The 15,207-nt window shown below is 47.0% G+C and carries 15 protein-coding genes; all 15 read right to left on the reverse strand.

Going from position 1 to position 15,207, the window contains the following annotated elements; all coding sequences use genetic code 11:
• Positions 1-147 precede the first annotated feature (147 nt).
• Positions 148-744, reverse strand: a complete 597-nt coding sequence (locus QVE09_RS07285) for a dipicolinate synthase subunit B (protein ID WP_062833836.1) — start codon at positions 742-744, stop codon at positions 148-150.
• A complete protein-coding gene (dpsA, locus tag QVE09_RS07290) occupies positions 741-1,640 on the reverse strand; it encodes a dipicolinate synthase subunit DpsA (protein ID WP_315936303.1) in 900 nt (299 codons plus the stop codon). Before dpsA ends, QVE09_RS07285 begins: the two co-directional genes overlap by 4 nt.
• A 157-nt stretch (positions 1,641-1,797) precedes the next feature.
• A complete protein-coding gene (gene dut / locus QVE09_RS07295) occupies positions 1,798-2,244 on the reverse strand; it encodes a dUTP diphosphatase (protein ID WP_017689132.1) in 447 nt (148 codons plus the stop codon).
• Positions 2,204-3,487, reverse strand: coding sequence for a M16 family metallopeptidase (locus QVE09_RS07300; RefSeq protein ID WP_062833834.1), 1,284 nt, complete (start codon positions 3,485-3,487; stop codon positions 2,204-2,206). Before QVE09_RS07300 ends, dut begins: the two co-directional genes overlap by 41 nt.
• 99 nt (positions 3,488-3,586) lie before the next feature.
• Positions 3,587-4,582, reverse strand: a complete 996-nt coding sequence (locus QVE09_RS07305) for a polysaccharide deacetylase family protein (protein WP_315936304.1) — start codon at positions 4,580-4,582, stop codon at positions 3,587-3,589.
• Positions 4,583-4,757: 175 nt separating this feature from the next.
• The gene (pnp, locus tag QVE09_RS07310; RefSeq protein WP_315936305.1) at positions 4,758-6,860 is read right to left on the reverse strand and encodes a polyribonucleotide nucleotidyltransferase; all 2,103 of its coding nucleotides are present in this window, start codon (positions 6,858-6,860) and stop codon (positions 4,758-4,760) included.
• 259 nt (positions 6,861-7,119) lie between these two features.
• A complete protein-coding gene (gene rpsO, locus QVE09_RS07315; protein WP_056700672.1) occupies positions 7,120-7,389 on the reverse strand; it encodes a 30S ribosomal protein S15 in 270 nt (89 codons plus the stop codon).
• Positions 7,390-7,548: 159 nt separating this feature from the next.
• Positions 7,549-8,487 carry a bifunctional riboflavin kinase/FAD synthetase gene (locus QVE09_RS07320; protein WP_397387016.1) on the reverse strand — a complete coding sequence of 313 codons (939 nt, stop codon included), beginning with the start codon at positions 8,485-8,487 and terminating at the stop codon, positions 7,549-7,551.
• A gap of 70 nt (positions 8,488-8,557) precedes the next feature.
• Positions 8,558-9,481 (reverse strand): tRNA pseudouridine(55) synthase TruB, encoded by a 924-nt coding sequence (gene truB / locus QVE09_RS07325; protein WP_315936306.1) that lies wholly within the window; start codon positions 9,479-9,481, stop codon positions 8,558-8,560.
• Entirely contained in the window at positions 9,475-10,452 is a 978-nt protein-coding gene (locus QVE09_RS07330; protein WP_315936307.1) for a DHH family phosphoesterase, read from the reverse strand. Before QVE09_RS07330 ends, truB begins: the two co-directional genes overlap by 7 nt.
• A 19-nt stretch (positions 10,453-10,471) precedes the next feature.
• Positions 10,472-10,831, reverse strand: coding sequence for a 30S ribosome-binding factor RbfA (gene rbfA / locus QVE09_RS07335; protein WP_017689140.1), 360 nt, complete (start codon positions 10,829-10,831; stop codon positions 10,472-10,474).
• Positions 10,832-10,856: 25 nt separating this feature from the next.
• Positions 10,857-13,442: a translation initiation factor IF-2 gene (gene infB / locus QVE09_RS07340; protein ID WP_315936308.1), complete on the reverse strand. Its 2,586-nt coding sequence runs from the start codon at positions 13,440-13,442 to the stop codon at positions 10,857-10,859.
• Positions 13,435-13,764, reverse strand: a complete 330-nt coding sequence (locus QVE09_RS07345; RefSeq protein ID WP_017689142.1) for a L7Ae/L30e/S12e/Gadd45 family ribosomal protein — start codon at positions 13,762-13,764, stop codon at positions 13,435-13,437. Before QVE09_RS07345 ends, infB begins: the two co-directional genes overlap by 8 nt.
• The gene (gene rnpM / locus QVE09_RS07350; protein WP_017689143.1) at positions 13,757-14,062 is read right to left on the reverse strand and encodes an RNase P modulator RnpM; all 306 of its coding nucleotides are present in this window, start codon (positions 14,060-14,062) and stop codon (positions 13,757-13,759) included. Before rnpM ends, QVE09_RS07345 begins: the two co-directional genes overlap by 8 nt.
• A 25-nt stretch (positions 14,063-14,087) precedes the next feature.
• Positions 14,088-15,185: a transcription termination factor NusA gene (nusA, locus tag QVE09_RS07355; RefSeq protein WP_062833827.1), complete on the reverse strand. Its 1,098-nt coding sequence runs from the start codon at positions 15,183-15,185 to the stop codon at positions 14,088-14,090.
• Positions 15,186-15,207: the final 22 nt, after the last annotated feature.

Consider the following 15,207-nt stretch of genomic DNA (forward strand, 5'->3'; position numbering starts at 1 on the left):
CTGCCCGCAAGCAGGAATGCCTTATAGACAGGAACGTGGACACAAGTAGCTGTTCAATCCAGCATATCGTCCCCCATGATTTTCTTTGTCTCTCAAACCCCTTCATTTCTCCAAGCGCATAAACGTTGTCACCAAATTAATGATCCTTTAAGCTTGTGAAGAACGCTCCACAATCATCGGCTGCAACTGTTTGCCCTCAAGGGCACTCCAGCAAGCCTCAGGAATCAATTCCATTTTGGCAACTAACGAGTTTGGTTTCTTCACTGGATCGTCCTGCCCAAATGGCACAAAATACAAGTATTTGGCCACGAGCAATTTGGCGATATTCGCAGCATTCAAGCCCAGACCGTCATTCGTGGAAATCGCAAGCACAAGCGGACGCTGATTGCGCATCTGAGCTTTGGCTGCCATTAGCACTGGACTGTCGGTCATCGCATTAGCCAGCTTGCTTGTTGTATTCCCTGTGCATGGAGCAATCACCAGCACATCAAGCAGCTTGGAAGGCCCTAATGGCTCCGCTTCAACAATTGTAGAAATGATATCATTACCTGTTATATCTTTCAACTGTTTTTGCCAATTTTGCGCCGTACCGAAGCGTGTATCGGTCGTCAGAACCGAATTCGAAATAATCGGAATGACGTTGGCACCTTCAGCCACGAAGCGGCTAATAACCGGCATAACCTCTTCAAACGTACAATGAGAACCTGTAATTGCATAACCTACCGTTTTTCCCTGCCAGTTCATGATTTAACCTCCCGTGCGTTCTGTTCTTCCAAAAGCAAACGGATCAACGCGTCGGCAATAATGCCGCCAGCCGTTTTGGGAGCAACAATGCCGGGGAGGCCAGGCGCAAGTAGCGCTTTGATACCGCGTTTGTCGGCATACCTGAAATCACAGCCGCCAGGAGCAGATGCGAGGTCGATAATGACAGCCTTTTGCGGCATTCTGGACAGGATTTGTGCTGTGATTATCATAGTCGGTATCGTATTAAAAAGCAAGTCAACTTCCCCGGTTTGAGCGGCCAAATCCGTTGTCATGAAAGGCTTCCAGCCCATTATTGTAGCGCGGGCAGCATCCTCTTCCCGCCTGATTCCCACCCGTACATTTGCTCCAAGTCCCTGCAGTGTTTTGGCCATTGTAAATCCTGTTCGACCAATGCCAAGCACAATGCATTCCGAACCATGGATTGTGAAGTCCGTCTCCCGAATAGCTATAGCGATGGCTCCCTCAGCTGTTGGAATAGAGTTGTAAAGTGCAATATCATCACGATCAAGTACTTCAATAAGTCGCAGCCCATTTTCAAGACAAAGTTCGCGCAAGAACGGCTTTGCCATACCTGTGAACACAATACAATGCTCTGGTAATGCTGCAATATGTTCCTTTTTCAAATAGATCGGTGTATCACTGAATGAAGTACTTACTTTCCCCTGATCATCGCAACCGACGACAGGCAGTACCAGTACATCTGCGGAAGCAAACACTTCGTCCTCCAGTTCCTGGTGCTCAATCCCTGGAATGGAACGCTCTATTTTATCGAAACCCACCACACTTACCGTTGCATCCAGCTCAGCGCACTTTTGAATGACTTCAAGCTGCCGCGCATCTCCGCCCAGGACTACAATCCGGACTCCGGTCAGCATCGGGACGTCACTCCTTTCACCACATGTATGCCTTATCGTATGCAGGGGCCCACAGGGGGGTGAAAACAATAATTGCATTCCACCTTTCGTTTCTCAAATGTAAAAAAGAGCCGCCCCTGTCAGGGACGACTCTAAAAAATGGGTATATTTACGATGATTATTTCCCGGTATGACCGAATCCGCCTTCGCCACGTACCGTTTCCGAAAGTTCATTCACTTCCGTCAATTCAACCGCAGGCACGGTCTGGAAGACGATCTGTGCGATGCGCTCTCCCCGTACAATCGTGAACGGTTCCTGACCCAGATTGATCAACAGCACTTTAACTTCTCCGCGATAGTCCGCATCAATGGTACCCGGTGTGTTGAGGCAGGTAATTCCATGTTTGAAAGCCAGTCCGCTCCGAGGACGAATCTGTGCTTCCAATCCAGCTGGCATTGCCATTGCAAGTCCGGTAGGAATCAGCGTACGCTGACCCGGCTGCAAAACAACGTCTTCCTGAAGTGCAGCTACTACATCAAAGCCGGATGCCAGCTCCGACATTTTTTGGGGCAGTTTAATATCTTCATTGCCCGGCAGTTTCTGTATTTGAACGTAATGCAACAAAATCATCCCTTCTCAATCCAGCGATCGTCTTATCTGAAGCGCCAACCATAGCAAGTGCAAAAGGCTCAGCAAACATCAGATCAAGTACCGCGTTAATATCGTCCATGGTAACTTGCTCAATTTTGGTGATCATCTCATCCAGCGTATGGTGTCTGCCCAGCATCAGTTCATTTTTACCCAGACGGTTCATACGACTGCCTGTGCTTTCCAAACTTAGAATCAAGCTACCTTTCAGCTGTTCTTTTCCTTTACGAAGTTCATCTTCAGACAAGCCATTTACAGCCAGGTCGCGCAAAACCTCTTTGGTCAGGTCAAGCACTTCTTTGGTCTGTTTTGGTGCTGTACCCGCGTATATCGTGAAAAGTCCACTGTCCGCATGAGAGCTATGATAGGAATACACGGAGTACGCAAGACCCCGTTTCTCACGAATTTCCTGGAACAGTCTGGAGCTCATGCCTCCACCAATGGCGTTATTCAGAACAACCATAGCGAATTGCAGCGGATCTCCGATTTTACAGCCCGGGAACGAGATACAGATATGATTCTGTTCCGTTTTCTTTTTGTGAAAGAGCTGTCCGCTTTGGAAGGCTGGCATCGTGACTGCTTCCGTTACTCCATTTACATCAAAAGCACCAAAATGCTTCTCCATCAGATCAATTACACTGTCATCAATATTACCCGCGATACTAATGACCGTGTTCTCAATCGTGTAGTGCTCCTTCATATATGCACGCAGATGGCTGGAATCCATCGCTTTGAGGCGTTCTTCTGTACCCAGGATTGGGTATGCGAGTGGATGCTCACCATAGGCGGCCAAGGCCATCAGATCATGAACCATATCATCAGGCGTGTCTTCATACATCGAGATTTCTTCCAGAATGACGTTTTTCTCCTTGATCAATTCACCATCATCCATTTTGGAGCGGAAAAACATATCAGACAATACATCAACCGCAATCGGCAAATGTTCATCCAACACTTTAGCATAATAACACGTGTATTCTTTGGAGGTGAACGCGTTCACGTTACCACCGATCGCATCGAACTGCTCCGCAATCGCCTTGGCATCATAACGATCTGTTCCCTTGAACAACATGTGTTCAATAAAATGTGATACTCCGTTACTTGCAGGTTGCTCATTGCGCGAACCTGTCTTGACCCATATTCCGAAAGACACAGAACGGCAGGTCGGTATCTGTTCCATGACAACTCTGAGGCCATTGCCCAGCTGAATTTTTTTCATGGTTGGCCCTCCTACATCTCTATAATTGCCTTGATCTCAACCTTGAAATTGAAATCGACATTTGGTTCCAACTGTTTGATATTAACAAAAAAACAACGTTCACTCAACCGCAGACGTATTTACACGTTCCGAAGACAACGTCTCACTTACCGTTCCGAGCACGAGACCTTTGGCCCGAATGGATTGAATCATACCCTTTAAAGCTCCCGAAGAAGCAGCTGTAGGGTGCATTAGAATTAACGTGCCTGCCTCGGTATTTTTCGCAATTTTGGCAACAACAGCATCCGGGCTTGGCTTACGCCAATCCACCGTATCTACTGTCCATAACACGGTGTGCAGTCCCATGGATGAAGCAATGTCAACGGTCTTCTGATTAAAGTCACCGGAAGGCGGAGCAAACCAACGATTCTCTACGCCCAGCGTTTTATGGAGCAGATCCTGAGTTTTGCTAATTTCCAGCTTGGCCCGTTCTGCGCTCAATCGACTCATATTAGGGTGAGAATATGCATGGTTGGACATCTCATGCCCACGCTTCTGAATTTCTTTGGCCAGTTCAACATTTTTGCTTAACCAACTTCCATCCAGAAAAAAAGTAGCCTTCACTTTCTCGGCATCGAGCGTATCCAGCATCGGTATGATATATTCGTTCCCCCAGGCCACATTAATCATAAAAGAAACCATCGGTTTGTTTGCATTCCCCCGATAGATCGGATGTGCACCCAAATCTTTAAGCTGAATCTCCGGCTCAATCTGACGGTAGACATAAGCAATTTTGGTATTCAACGTTCCACTCAGCGCCTTACGGTATGTCGCTTCCACATCAATCTCCATGCCATTATAACCAGGAATCGCTTTCCATACCCGATCCACTCTGGCATTCACCGGAGCAATTTTCGTTTCAGCCGCTTTATCTCGAATCGCAGACAACAGCGCATCTTCTCCAGTTGCCTCCTTAAACATGTCAAAAGCATTTTGCGTACCTGGCCCATCACGGATCTCCGTAATGTATGTACGTACACTGCCAACTTGTCCGATCAATATGACCGCAGTCACACCCGCCAGAACAGCCGCCAGCTTTTTGGATTGGTTTCCCACAGCTCCATCCTCCCGCCGTCTTTGTCCCCATCATATGAGGACAAGGGCAAAAATATGAATGCCAAGCCATGGTTTCATCCTTGCTTTACATATTTAAACGTTAAAAAAAGAGCCAGAAATTCACATTCTGTCTCTTCATTCAATCTATCCATTTATAACCTGTCGCTTCGGTATCCTAGGATTGAGCCGGAGCTTCAGCAGTCAAAACTGCTTTACGGGACAAGTTGATTCGACCTTGTGGGTCAATTTCCGTTACTTTTACCGTAATGGAATCACCGATAGCTACAACATCTTCCACTTTGGCAACACGTTCAGTTGACAGTTGCGAGATGTGTACCAGACCTTCTTTGTTCGGAAGTACTTCAACAAATGCACCGAATTTCTCTACGCGTTTTACTTTGCCGACATAAATCTCGCCGACCAATACTTCGCGCACAATACCTTCGATGATCGCTTTGGCTTTATCATTCATCTCCTGGTTGGAAGAAGCGATAAAGACACGTCCATCCTGTTCAATATCAATTTTAACACCGGTTTCTTCGATGATTTTATTGATAATTTTACCACCTGCACCGATAACATCACGGATTTTGTCCGGATTGATATGCATCGTTGTAATTTTAGGCGCATATTGTGATAACTGCTCACGTGGAGTTTTCAAAATTTCGTTCATTTTGCCCAAAATGTGCATACGACCTTCTTTGGCTTGCGCCAATGCATCAGACAAAATTTGACGGTTAATACCGGCAATTTTAATGTCCATTTGAATCGCGGTTACGCCTTCAGGTGTTCCTGCTACCTTGAAGTCCATATCACCCAGATGATCTTCCATACCCTGAATATCACTCAGAATGGATACATGGTCACCATCTTTGATCAGACCCATAGCCACACCCGCAACCGGAGCTTTGATTGGAACACCTGCATCCATCATAGCTAAAGTGCTGGCACAGATACTTGCCTGAGATGATGAGCCGTTGGATTCCAGAACTTCAGATACCAAACGAATCGTGTACGGGAAATCCGTTTCGGAAGGGATCACTTTGGAAAGAGCGCGCTCACCCAGAGCACCATGTCCGATTTCGCGACGACCTGGAGCACGCAATGGACGCGCTTCGCCTACGCTGAATGGTGGGAAGTTATAGTGATGCATGAATCGTTTCGTTTCTTCAAGACTGATTCCGTCCAAAATCTGAACATCACCCAGTGCACCAAGTGTACAAACGCTAAGTGCTTGCGTTTGACCGCGCGTAAACAGTCCTGTACCATGTGCACGTGGCAGCAGAGATGTATCACATTCAATTGGGCGAATTTCAGCAAGTCCACGTCCATCCGGACGAACTTTATCATGCGTGATCAGACGACGCACTTCTTCTTTGACGATATCGTGCAGAACTTCCTTCACGTCTTTGAACAATTCCGGACTTTCAATATATTTCTCTTCAAAGTGAGCAACGGTTTCGTCATTCACTACATCGATTGCATCTTGACGAGCATGCTTCTCGGCGATTTTAACCGCTTCGACCAGACGAGCGCTGGCGAATTCACGCACACTGCTGTTAACTTCAGCATTAACAGTACGCAACTTAACAGCCATTTTTTCTTTTCCAGCAACTTGCACAAGTTGTTCGATTACAGCAATAATATTTTGGATCTCATCATGTCCAAACATGATTGCTTCGAGCATCACTTCTTCCGGCACTTCGTTTGCTTCGGCCTCAACCATCATGATGGCATTTTTGGTTCCTGCAACGACCAGTTCAATATCACTGACTTCAAGCTGTGCAATCGTTGGGTTAATGATGAACTCGCCATCAATACGTCCCACTTTCACGCCACCAATCGGTCCGCTGAATGGAACATCCGAAATGCTCAATGCTGCTGATGTACCAATCATTGCAGCGATTTGCGGTTCGCAATCCTGATCCACACTCATAACGATATTCAGAACTTGTACATCATTCCGGAAGCCTTCCGGGAACAAAGGACGAATTGGACGGTCTGTCAGACGGCTTGAAAGAATGGCTTTCTCACTCGGTCTGCCTTCACGTTTAATAAATCCTCCCGGGATTTTACCTACGGCGTACAATCTTTCTTCATAGTTCACCGTTAATGGGAAAAAGTCCAGATCTTTCGGCTCACTTGATGCTGTCACGGTACACAATACCACGGTATCCCCGTATGTTACCTTAACGGCAGCATTAGCCTGCTTGGCCAAACGCCCGGTCTCAAGCGTAAGCTTTCTTCCACCAAGCTGCATTTCAACACGCTGTTCCATGAAACCCCTCCTTTTATTCGTTCCTAATTCAATGGATTCTGCATATTCACAGTATTTCCTGCTTGTCCTGCATTCATTAGCTATGTATGGATCTTTCAACATGCTAACCTGCACAACAAAAGCTCCTCACGGAGCCCCATCTACAAATATATGGCAACATGTTCATCTACAAAACAACCCGGCTGTAAGTTCCGCTTGTCCTTTTAGACAAAAGAATGACGGATAACAGCCAGGTTGGTTTTGAAAACATGTACGATAATTAACGACGCAATCCGAGTTTTTCGATCAGTGCGCTGTAACGTTTAACATCTTTGTTTTTCACGTAAGCCAAAAGCTTACGACGTTGACCTACCATTTTCAAAAGTCCACGACGTGAGTGGTGGTCTTTCTTATGCGTACGCAAGTGGTCTGTCAAACTTCTGATGTTTTCCGTAAGGATAGCAACTTGCACCTCTGGAGATCCTGTATCGGACTCGTGAGTTTTGTGCTCGTCGATCAGTTGTTGTTTACGTTCTTGAGTCAATGCCATCCTGTTCACCTCCTTCAATATAATCGCCATTAGCCTCGTCACCGCCGGTGAGAGCAAGCAACCAAGCCAAGGTTAATGTTGTCTCAATCGACAACGTAGTACAGTATATCATAATTGCCTAGTTAAAGTAAATGTAAACATGCATTTAATCCTGAGCCTTTAAGATAACAGGCGGCCGGCAGTTAATGCATCTTCACGAATCTGGCTAATCAATGCATCAATGGAGTCAAACTTTCGTTCTGCACGAATATAGTGAACGAGCTCAACCTTTAGTTCCTGGTCATACAAGTGTCCATCAAAATCAAGCAGGTGTACTTCAAACGTAGGTTTCATCCCGCTTTCATGAAACGTAGGTTTCACACCGAGATTCATTACGCCACGCAGTTCCTGTTCGCCATACTGCACACGAACAGCGTAAACACCCTTCGACGGGGTAACGTAATGATCCGTGAGTTCAAGGTTGGCTGTAGGAAATCCAATCGTTCGTCCACGCTTCTCCCCGTGAATGACGGTTCCTCTGATGCTGTAAGGTCGGCCAAGCCATTGACTTGCCTCATCCATCTCCCCACGCTTCAACAGGCCACGAATGAGAGAGCTGCTCACTTTTTCACCATTTAACAAGAAAGGAGGAACGGTTTCCACCGTCATCTCTCCTTCTCCCAAAGTACGAAGAAGCTGTTCATCTCCTGCACCCTTGTGACCAAAACGGAAGTCAAAGCCCACCACTGCTGTTCGAGTCTGAAGAGGAATCAACAGGTCGTGTACGAATTGTTGCGGCGTCAGCCGTGAGAAGTCTTCATTGAACTCCACCACATAAAGCACATCAACGCCCATTCCTGCCAAGATCTCTTCTTTATCTCTCAAGGGAGTTAAATAACCCTCGTAATCCCCTTTGCGCATAACTTCCTTCGGATGTGGATGAAAGGTCATGACCGCTGCCTGCATGCCCGTTTCCCGCGCAATGCGGACAGCTGATAAAATGACACTTGCATGTCCGAGATGCAGTCCGTCGAATTGACCAATCGCAAGCACTTGGGGCAGTGTGCTCAGCTCAGTCGAATCTAACGTCTGCGGATAGGTTAGCATTACGGTTTTCACAATCATTCACCTGCATTTCACTAGATAGGCCAAGCTTGAGCATCACCACAACTCCAAGCTCGAAACCTCTTTATTCCGGCAAAAAGACTTTAACTGCCCTCACCGTTGGTTTTAGTTCATCCCGTTCAAATATCCCCAGAAACGTACCATCCTGAGCATACAACCGCAATAAACCAGGTTGCTCTACAGGCGGTTCCAGAAGACGTGCAGACAGTTTCTGACCTTGAAGTGCTCCTTTGGCTTGTTCTTCTCCAACCTTGTGGGATGGAATTGAAGCAATAGCCTCGTCAACAGGAATCAGCGCCTCCGCCAAAGTCCCGTCAGCCATAAGTTGTTCCACTTCTTCAATACGAAGACAACGATCTGCAGAGATACCTGCCGATATCGTACGCTCCAGTTGAACCATGGTCGATGGATATCCGAGTTGTCGGCCAATGTCTACACACAACGTCCGAATATAGGTACCTTTTGAACATAAGGCCCGGAAAGATATATCGGTCGTCTCGCCCTGAGTCTCAATCCCTGTAAGCTCAAGCTCATAGATTGTGACCTCACGGCTCTTACGCTCTACCGTTTTCCCTTCACGAGCAAGCTCATAAAGACGTTTGCCGTCTACCTTTACCGCAGAATACATGGGTGGTACCTGAGAGATCGTGCCCATAAACTGCTCAAACACCTGTTGAACCTGATCTTGTGTTACTTCCACGGTCGTTTCAGCCCGCTCAATAACTTCCCCTGTCATATCCTCTGTGTCAGTGGACAGTCCCAATCTAAGCGTAGCCAGATATTCCTTCGGAAGCTCCTGCATGTACTCCACCACACGTGTCGCACGTCCAAGACAGAGCGGCAGAACGCCTGTAACTTGTGGGTCCAGTGTGCCAGTATGCCCAATGCGCTTCATCTTGAGAATGCGACGCATCTTGGCTACAACATCATGAGAAGTAAATCCCGCCGGTTTATATACCGGAAGTACACCTTCAAATGGCTTTACCATTGTGAATTCACCTGCTTCAGTACTTTTGCAACAATATCATCAATTCTGCCTTCCAGACGACATCCGGCCGCGAGCACATGCCCGCCTCCGCCAAAGGTCTGTGCTAATGCAGCAACATCAATCTTGCCAGCCGAACGCAGAGAAACCTTGACGGCATTCTCGTTGATAACTTTGAAAAAGATGCCAACCTCCACACCCTGAATGTTGCGCGGATAGTTCACTACACCTTCAAGATCTTCATTAGCTGCTCCGCAAGCCACCATATCATCTGGTGTAATAACAACCCAGGCTATCTTGCCATCATCTGTCATCTGCAGGCTTGATAGGGCCTGATGCAAAATCCGAACTTGTGGAAGAGTCACCTGCTCCAACAAGGTCTGGGCGAGATAGGGTCCATCCACGCCATGTTCAAGCAGTCTGGAGGCCGTTGTCATTACATTTGGACTGGTGTTGGCATAGCGGAAACCACCTGTATCCGTAAGCAATCCTGTATAAACTGCCGTCGCAACATCTTTATCCCAGGTTATTTGGAACAGGTTAAGAAAATCGAACAAAATTTCAGCCGTTGCAGCAGCATCTGACTTAATGATGTTGACTGTACCATAACCGTCATTTGTAGGGTGATGATCAATATTTAAAATAACAGCATCGTCTTCGAAATAATGACGTGTCAAACCTACTCTGGCAAAGTCTGCACAATCCACACAGATAACAGCTTTATATTTTCGCTGCGGTGGTTGTTCGGTCATGTTCACAATGTTGCCTGCTTCCCACAAAAATTGCATGCGCCCGGGGATTTCACCTTCATTAATCATCGTGAATGTCTTACCCAGACATGACAGCAGCCAGCCCACCGTTACCGTCGAGCTGACTGCGTCACCGTCCGGCTGTACATGCGACACGACCAGGTAATCATCATGCTCCAGCAGAAATTGCTTTCCGGCCTGGAGCGCCTGTTCATAAGTGTGCATTGCCGTCTCCTCTATTCTGTTACTGGGATTCGTTCTTGTCGGAACCAATATCGCCAAGCAGCTTCTCAATTCGGCTACCATAAGCGATGGATTCGTCAATCTTGAATATCAACTCGGGAACATGCCGGAACCGGATACGTTTGCCCAGCTCGGAACGCAAAAATCCATTTGCTTTTGCCAGAGCTTTGAGCGTGTTATCTTTTTGTTCCTGTTCACCGAAGACACTCAGATAAACTTTGGCTTGCGACAAGTCTCCTGTCACTTCGACTCCCGTTACGGTAATAAAGCCGATACGTGGATCTTTCAGTTCAGACTGGATGAGCAGACTTATTTCTTTCTTGATCTGCTCGCCCACTCTACCTGTACGAATCTTAGCCATCGTTGTTCACCTCATGCTTCCTTGCTTATCGTTGTACTGTCTCCATAATGAAAGCTTCGATAACGTCGCCTTCTTTGAGATCATTATATTTATCAAGTGTGATACCACACTCGTAACCTTGTGCTACTTCTTTGGCATCATCTTTATAACGTTTCAGGGAATCCAGCTTACCTTCGTAAAGGACAATGCCATCACGAATCAGGCGTGCTTCCGCAGAACGCGTAATTTTACCCGAGGTAACCATACAACCAGCGATGGTACCCACTTTACTGATCGAGAACGTGCTACGAACTTCAGCATGACCGATAACTTTTTCTTTGTAGATCGGATCAAGCATACCTTTCATTGCTTGTTCAATTTCTTCGATAACACTGTAAATCACGCGATGCAGACGAACGTCTACTTGCTCTTGATCTGCAGTTGTTTTCGCCTGGTTATCAGGACGAACGTTGAAACCAATCACGATGGCATTGGATGCTGCAGCCAAAATGATATCGGACTCGGTGATTGCACCAGCGCCGCTATGAATGATTTTCACACGCACACCTTCAACTTCGATCTTCGCAAGGGAACCTTTCAATGCTTCAACCGAACCTTGTACGTCACCTTTGATGATTACGTTCAGATCTTTGATCTCGCCATCTTTGATGTGCTGGAACAGATCATCCAACGTTACGCGAGTATGTGTACCCAGATCGGATTCACGTTGCGTAATCGCACGTTTGTCAGCGATGGAACGCGCTTTGCGCTCATCTTCAAACACCATGAATGGATCTCCCGCACCTGGAACTTCAGTCAAACCTGTGATTTCTACAGGTGTTGAAGGTCCAGCCTCTTTCAAACGACGACCTTTGTCATTGACCATCGCACGGACACGACCGAAGCAGTTCCCTGCTACGAAAGCATCGCCGACTTTCAATGTACCGTGCTGTACGAGGATACGTGCAACTGGGCCACGTCCTTTATCCAGCTCGGCTTCAATCACTGTACCACGAGCACGTTTGTCCGGGTTCGCTTTGTATTCGTTCACTTCTGCAACCAGCAGAATCATTTCAAGCAGACCTTCCAGACCCATTCTTTGTTTCGCTGACACGTTAACAAAGATGGTATCTCCGCCCCACTCTTCAGGAACGAGTTCATAGCTGGTTAATTCTTGTTTCACTTTGTCTGGATCAGCGCCCGGCTTGTCAATTTTGTTGACAGCCACGATGATTGGTAGCCCAGCAGCTTTGGCATGGTTAATCGCCTCAATGGTCTGTGGCATAACACCGTCATCCGCAGCTACGACAATAATCGTCATATCCGTAACCTGTGCTCCACGTGCACGCATAGCGGTAAACGCTTCGTGACCCGGTGTATCCAGGAACGTAATTTTTTTGTTGTTGATTTCAACTTGATATGCACCAATATGCTGTGTGATTCCGCCTGCTTCTCCATCGGATACATTCGTGGAACGAATGGCATCCAGCAAAGTCGTTTTACCATGGTCAACGTGACCCATGATCGTAACTACTGGAGGACGAGCTTGCAAGTCAGCAGCATCATCATTCTCTTCCAGTGTTTCGAAACGGTCATCTTCAAGCACAATCTTCACTTCAACCTCAACACCGAATTCACCTGAAAGCAGAAGGATCGTTTCGATATCAAGCTCTTGGTTGATTGTTGCCATAACGCCCATAGCGATGAGCTTTTTGATAACTTCGGAAGCATCCTTATGAAGCAACTTCGCTGTTTCACCTACGGTCATATCACCACGAACGATGATTTTCTTAGGTGTGTTATCAATTTTCTCACGTTGTTGGTACTGTTGTTGATTTCTGTTGCGGTTGTTCTTACCACCACGGTTACCACGGAAGTTGCCACCACGATTGTCATCATAACGACGTCCACCGCCACCGCTGTTCGAACGGTTGCCACTATTATTGTTGTTGCCTGTAGTGCCACCTGGGCCGCTTCTGCGTTGGCCTTGTCCTTGGCTCTGACCTTGGCCACCGCTACGGTTGCCGCCAGTACCTGTATTACCACCGCTGTTAGGGCCTGAAGTTCTTACTTGACCGCCCCCGCTGTTATTCGGACGTTGGCCCGTTCCTTGCGGACGGGATGCAGTACTGCTTTGTCCACCTTGAGCCGGTCTTGGACGGTTAGTTGATTGTCCTCCTTGGCTTGAGCCTTGGGAAGAGTTCGTTCTGTTGCGGCTGTCTTGGCCGCTGGGTCTTGGGGTGCCATTGTTATTGTTGGAATTTGGTCTATTGTTCATACCTACCTGCTTTTCCTGTTGTATTTTTGTTTGTACGGGACTACCGGATGGGTTACTGCTATTCGGCGTGTTCACTCCGCCGGCCGGCTTGTTGCTGTCCACTGGTTTGTCACTGCGTACTGCCGAAGTAGCAACTGGTTTTGCTTCGTTGCCTTTTTTGGAAGCAGCAGTGGATTTTATATCTTTAAAAAATTGTTCCACCTTACCGACTGAACCATTCTCCATGACACTCATATGATTGTTTACGGGAATTTCCAGCTTTTTAAGAATGGTTATAATTTCTTTACTACTCATATTAAGGGACTTCGCATATTCATAAACCCGCAATTTATCCTTGTTTTCCTGTTTACTCAATATACTCCACCTCCGACATTATACCGACTTGCTTGGAGATCATTTTTGCAAACCCTCGATCCGTTACTGCAAGAACAACACGCGTGTCTTTACCGATACTTGAGCCCAGACTATCCCGGTCAAATCCGATCAACAGAGGAACCTTATAAGTTCCGCATTTATCGCGAAATTTCTTTTGTGTATTGGCTGAGGCGTCACCCGCAACAATAACCATTTTTGCTTCGGAAGATCGGATCGCTTTAAGTACAATTTCTTCACCTGTTACAAGTTTACCTGCACGCATAGAGAGTCCCAGATAAGACAGCGTTTTAATATTAGTCATGTTCACGCTCCTGTGCTGCTTTGAATTCATCCTCAACCGCGATGAAGTCAGCTGCTAATTGCTCGTAAATTTCAGGTGAGACTTTGCCTTTTAACGCCCGATCCAAAGCTCGGTTTTTGAGTGCGAGCTTAAAACAGGACTCTTTGCCGCATAAATAGGCACCACGTCCGGATTTTTTGCCAGTCAAATCGATCAGCACTTCATCCTCTGGCGTTTTAACGATGCGAATCAGCTGCTTTTTGGGCATCATTTCTTGGCATGCCACACATTTGCGCAGCGGCACTTTTTTTGGTTTCATACGTCAGCGCCCCCCGTACTTTACTTTAGTCGACGGAGACGGAATCCTGATGCATTTCAGAAGAAGAATCTTTTTCTCTGCCGAATTCCTGTTCCGCCTGGCTCTCGCTCTTAATGTCGATTTTCCAGCCGGTTAATTTGGCTGCCAATCTGGCATTTTGGCCTTTGATACCAATTGCGAGCGACAGTTGATAGTCCGGAACGATAACCCGAGCCATCTTTTCTTCCTCAAATACATGAACTTCCAATACTTTGGAAGGACTCAGTGCATTAGCAACATATTCGTCTACCTGATCGGAGAAACGAACGATGTCGATTTTTTCACCGCGCAGCTCACCCACAATGGTCTGCACGCGCATTCCCTTAGGACCTACACAAGATCCAACTGGATCAACTTCCTCATTGCGGGAATGAACGGCAATCTTGGAGCGGAACCCTGCTTCGCGAGCGACGGAGCGAATTTCAACTACGCCGTCAAAGATCTCAGGCACTTCCAGTTCAAAGAGACGTTTCAAGAGGCCCGGATGGGTACGGGACAAAATGATTTGCGGCCCTTTGGTCGTATTCTCGACCTTGGTGATATACGCCTTAATACGGTCACCATGAACAAACTTCTCGTTCGGCATCAATTCGGTCAGCGGTAAAGCCGCTTCGATTTTGCCCAGATCGATGTAGATATTGCGCAAATCCTGACGCTGCACCACTCCCGTAACGATATCTTCTTCCTTATCTACGAAAGCGTTGTAGATCAGGCCGCGTTCGGCTTCACGAATCCGCTGGGTCACTACCTGTTTGGCAGTCTGTGCGGCGATACGTCCGAAATCACGCGGCGTAACTTCAATCTCCGCAATATCTTCCAGCTGGAAGTGTGGGTTGATTTCTCGTGCAGCAGGCAATGAAATTTCGGTACGTGAATCAAGGACTTCTTCCACGATCAATTTACGGGCATACACCCGAATAACTCCCGTATTACGGTTCATGTCAACACGCACGTTCTGGGCCGTGTTGAAATTCCGCTTGTAGCTGGAAATTAGTGCAGCCTCGATCGCTTCAAACAGCACATCCTTGCTGATCCCTTTTTCCCGTTCCAATTCATTCATTGCTTCAATAAAATCCATACTCATGAATGTTGATCCCCCTTTCAAA

Origin of the sequence: Paenibacillus sp. ClWae2A (assembly GCF_032452295.1) — a bacterium.
Classification (GTDB): domain Bacteria; phylum Bacillota; class Bacilli; order Paenibacillales; family Paenibacillaceae; genus Paenibacillus.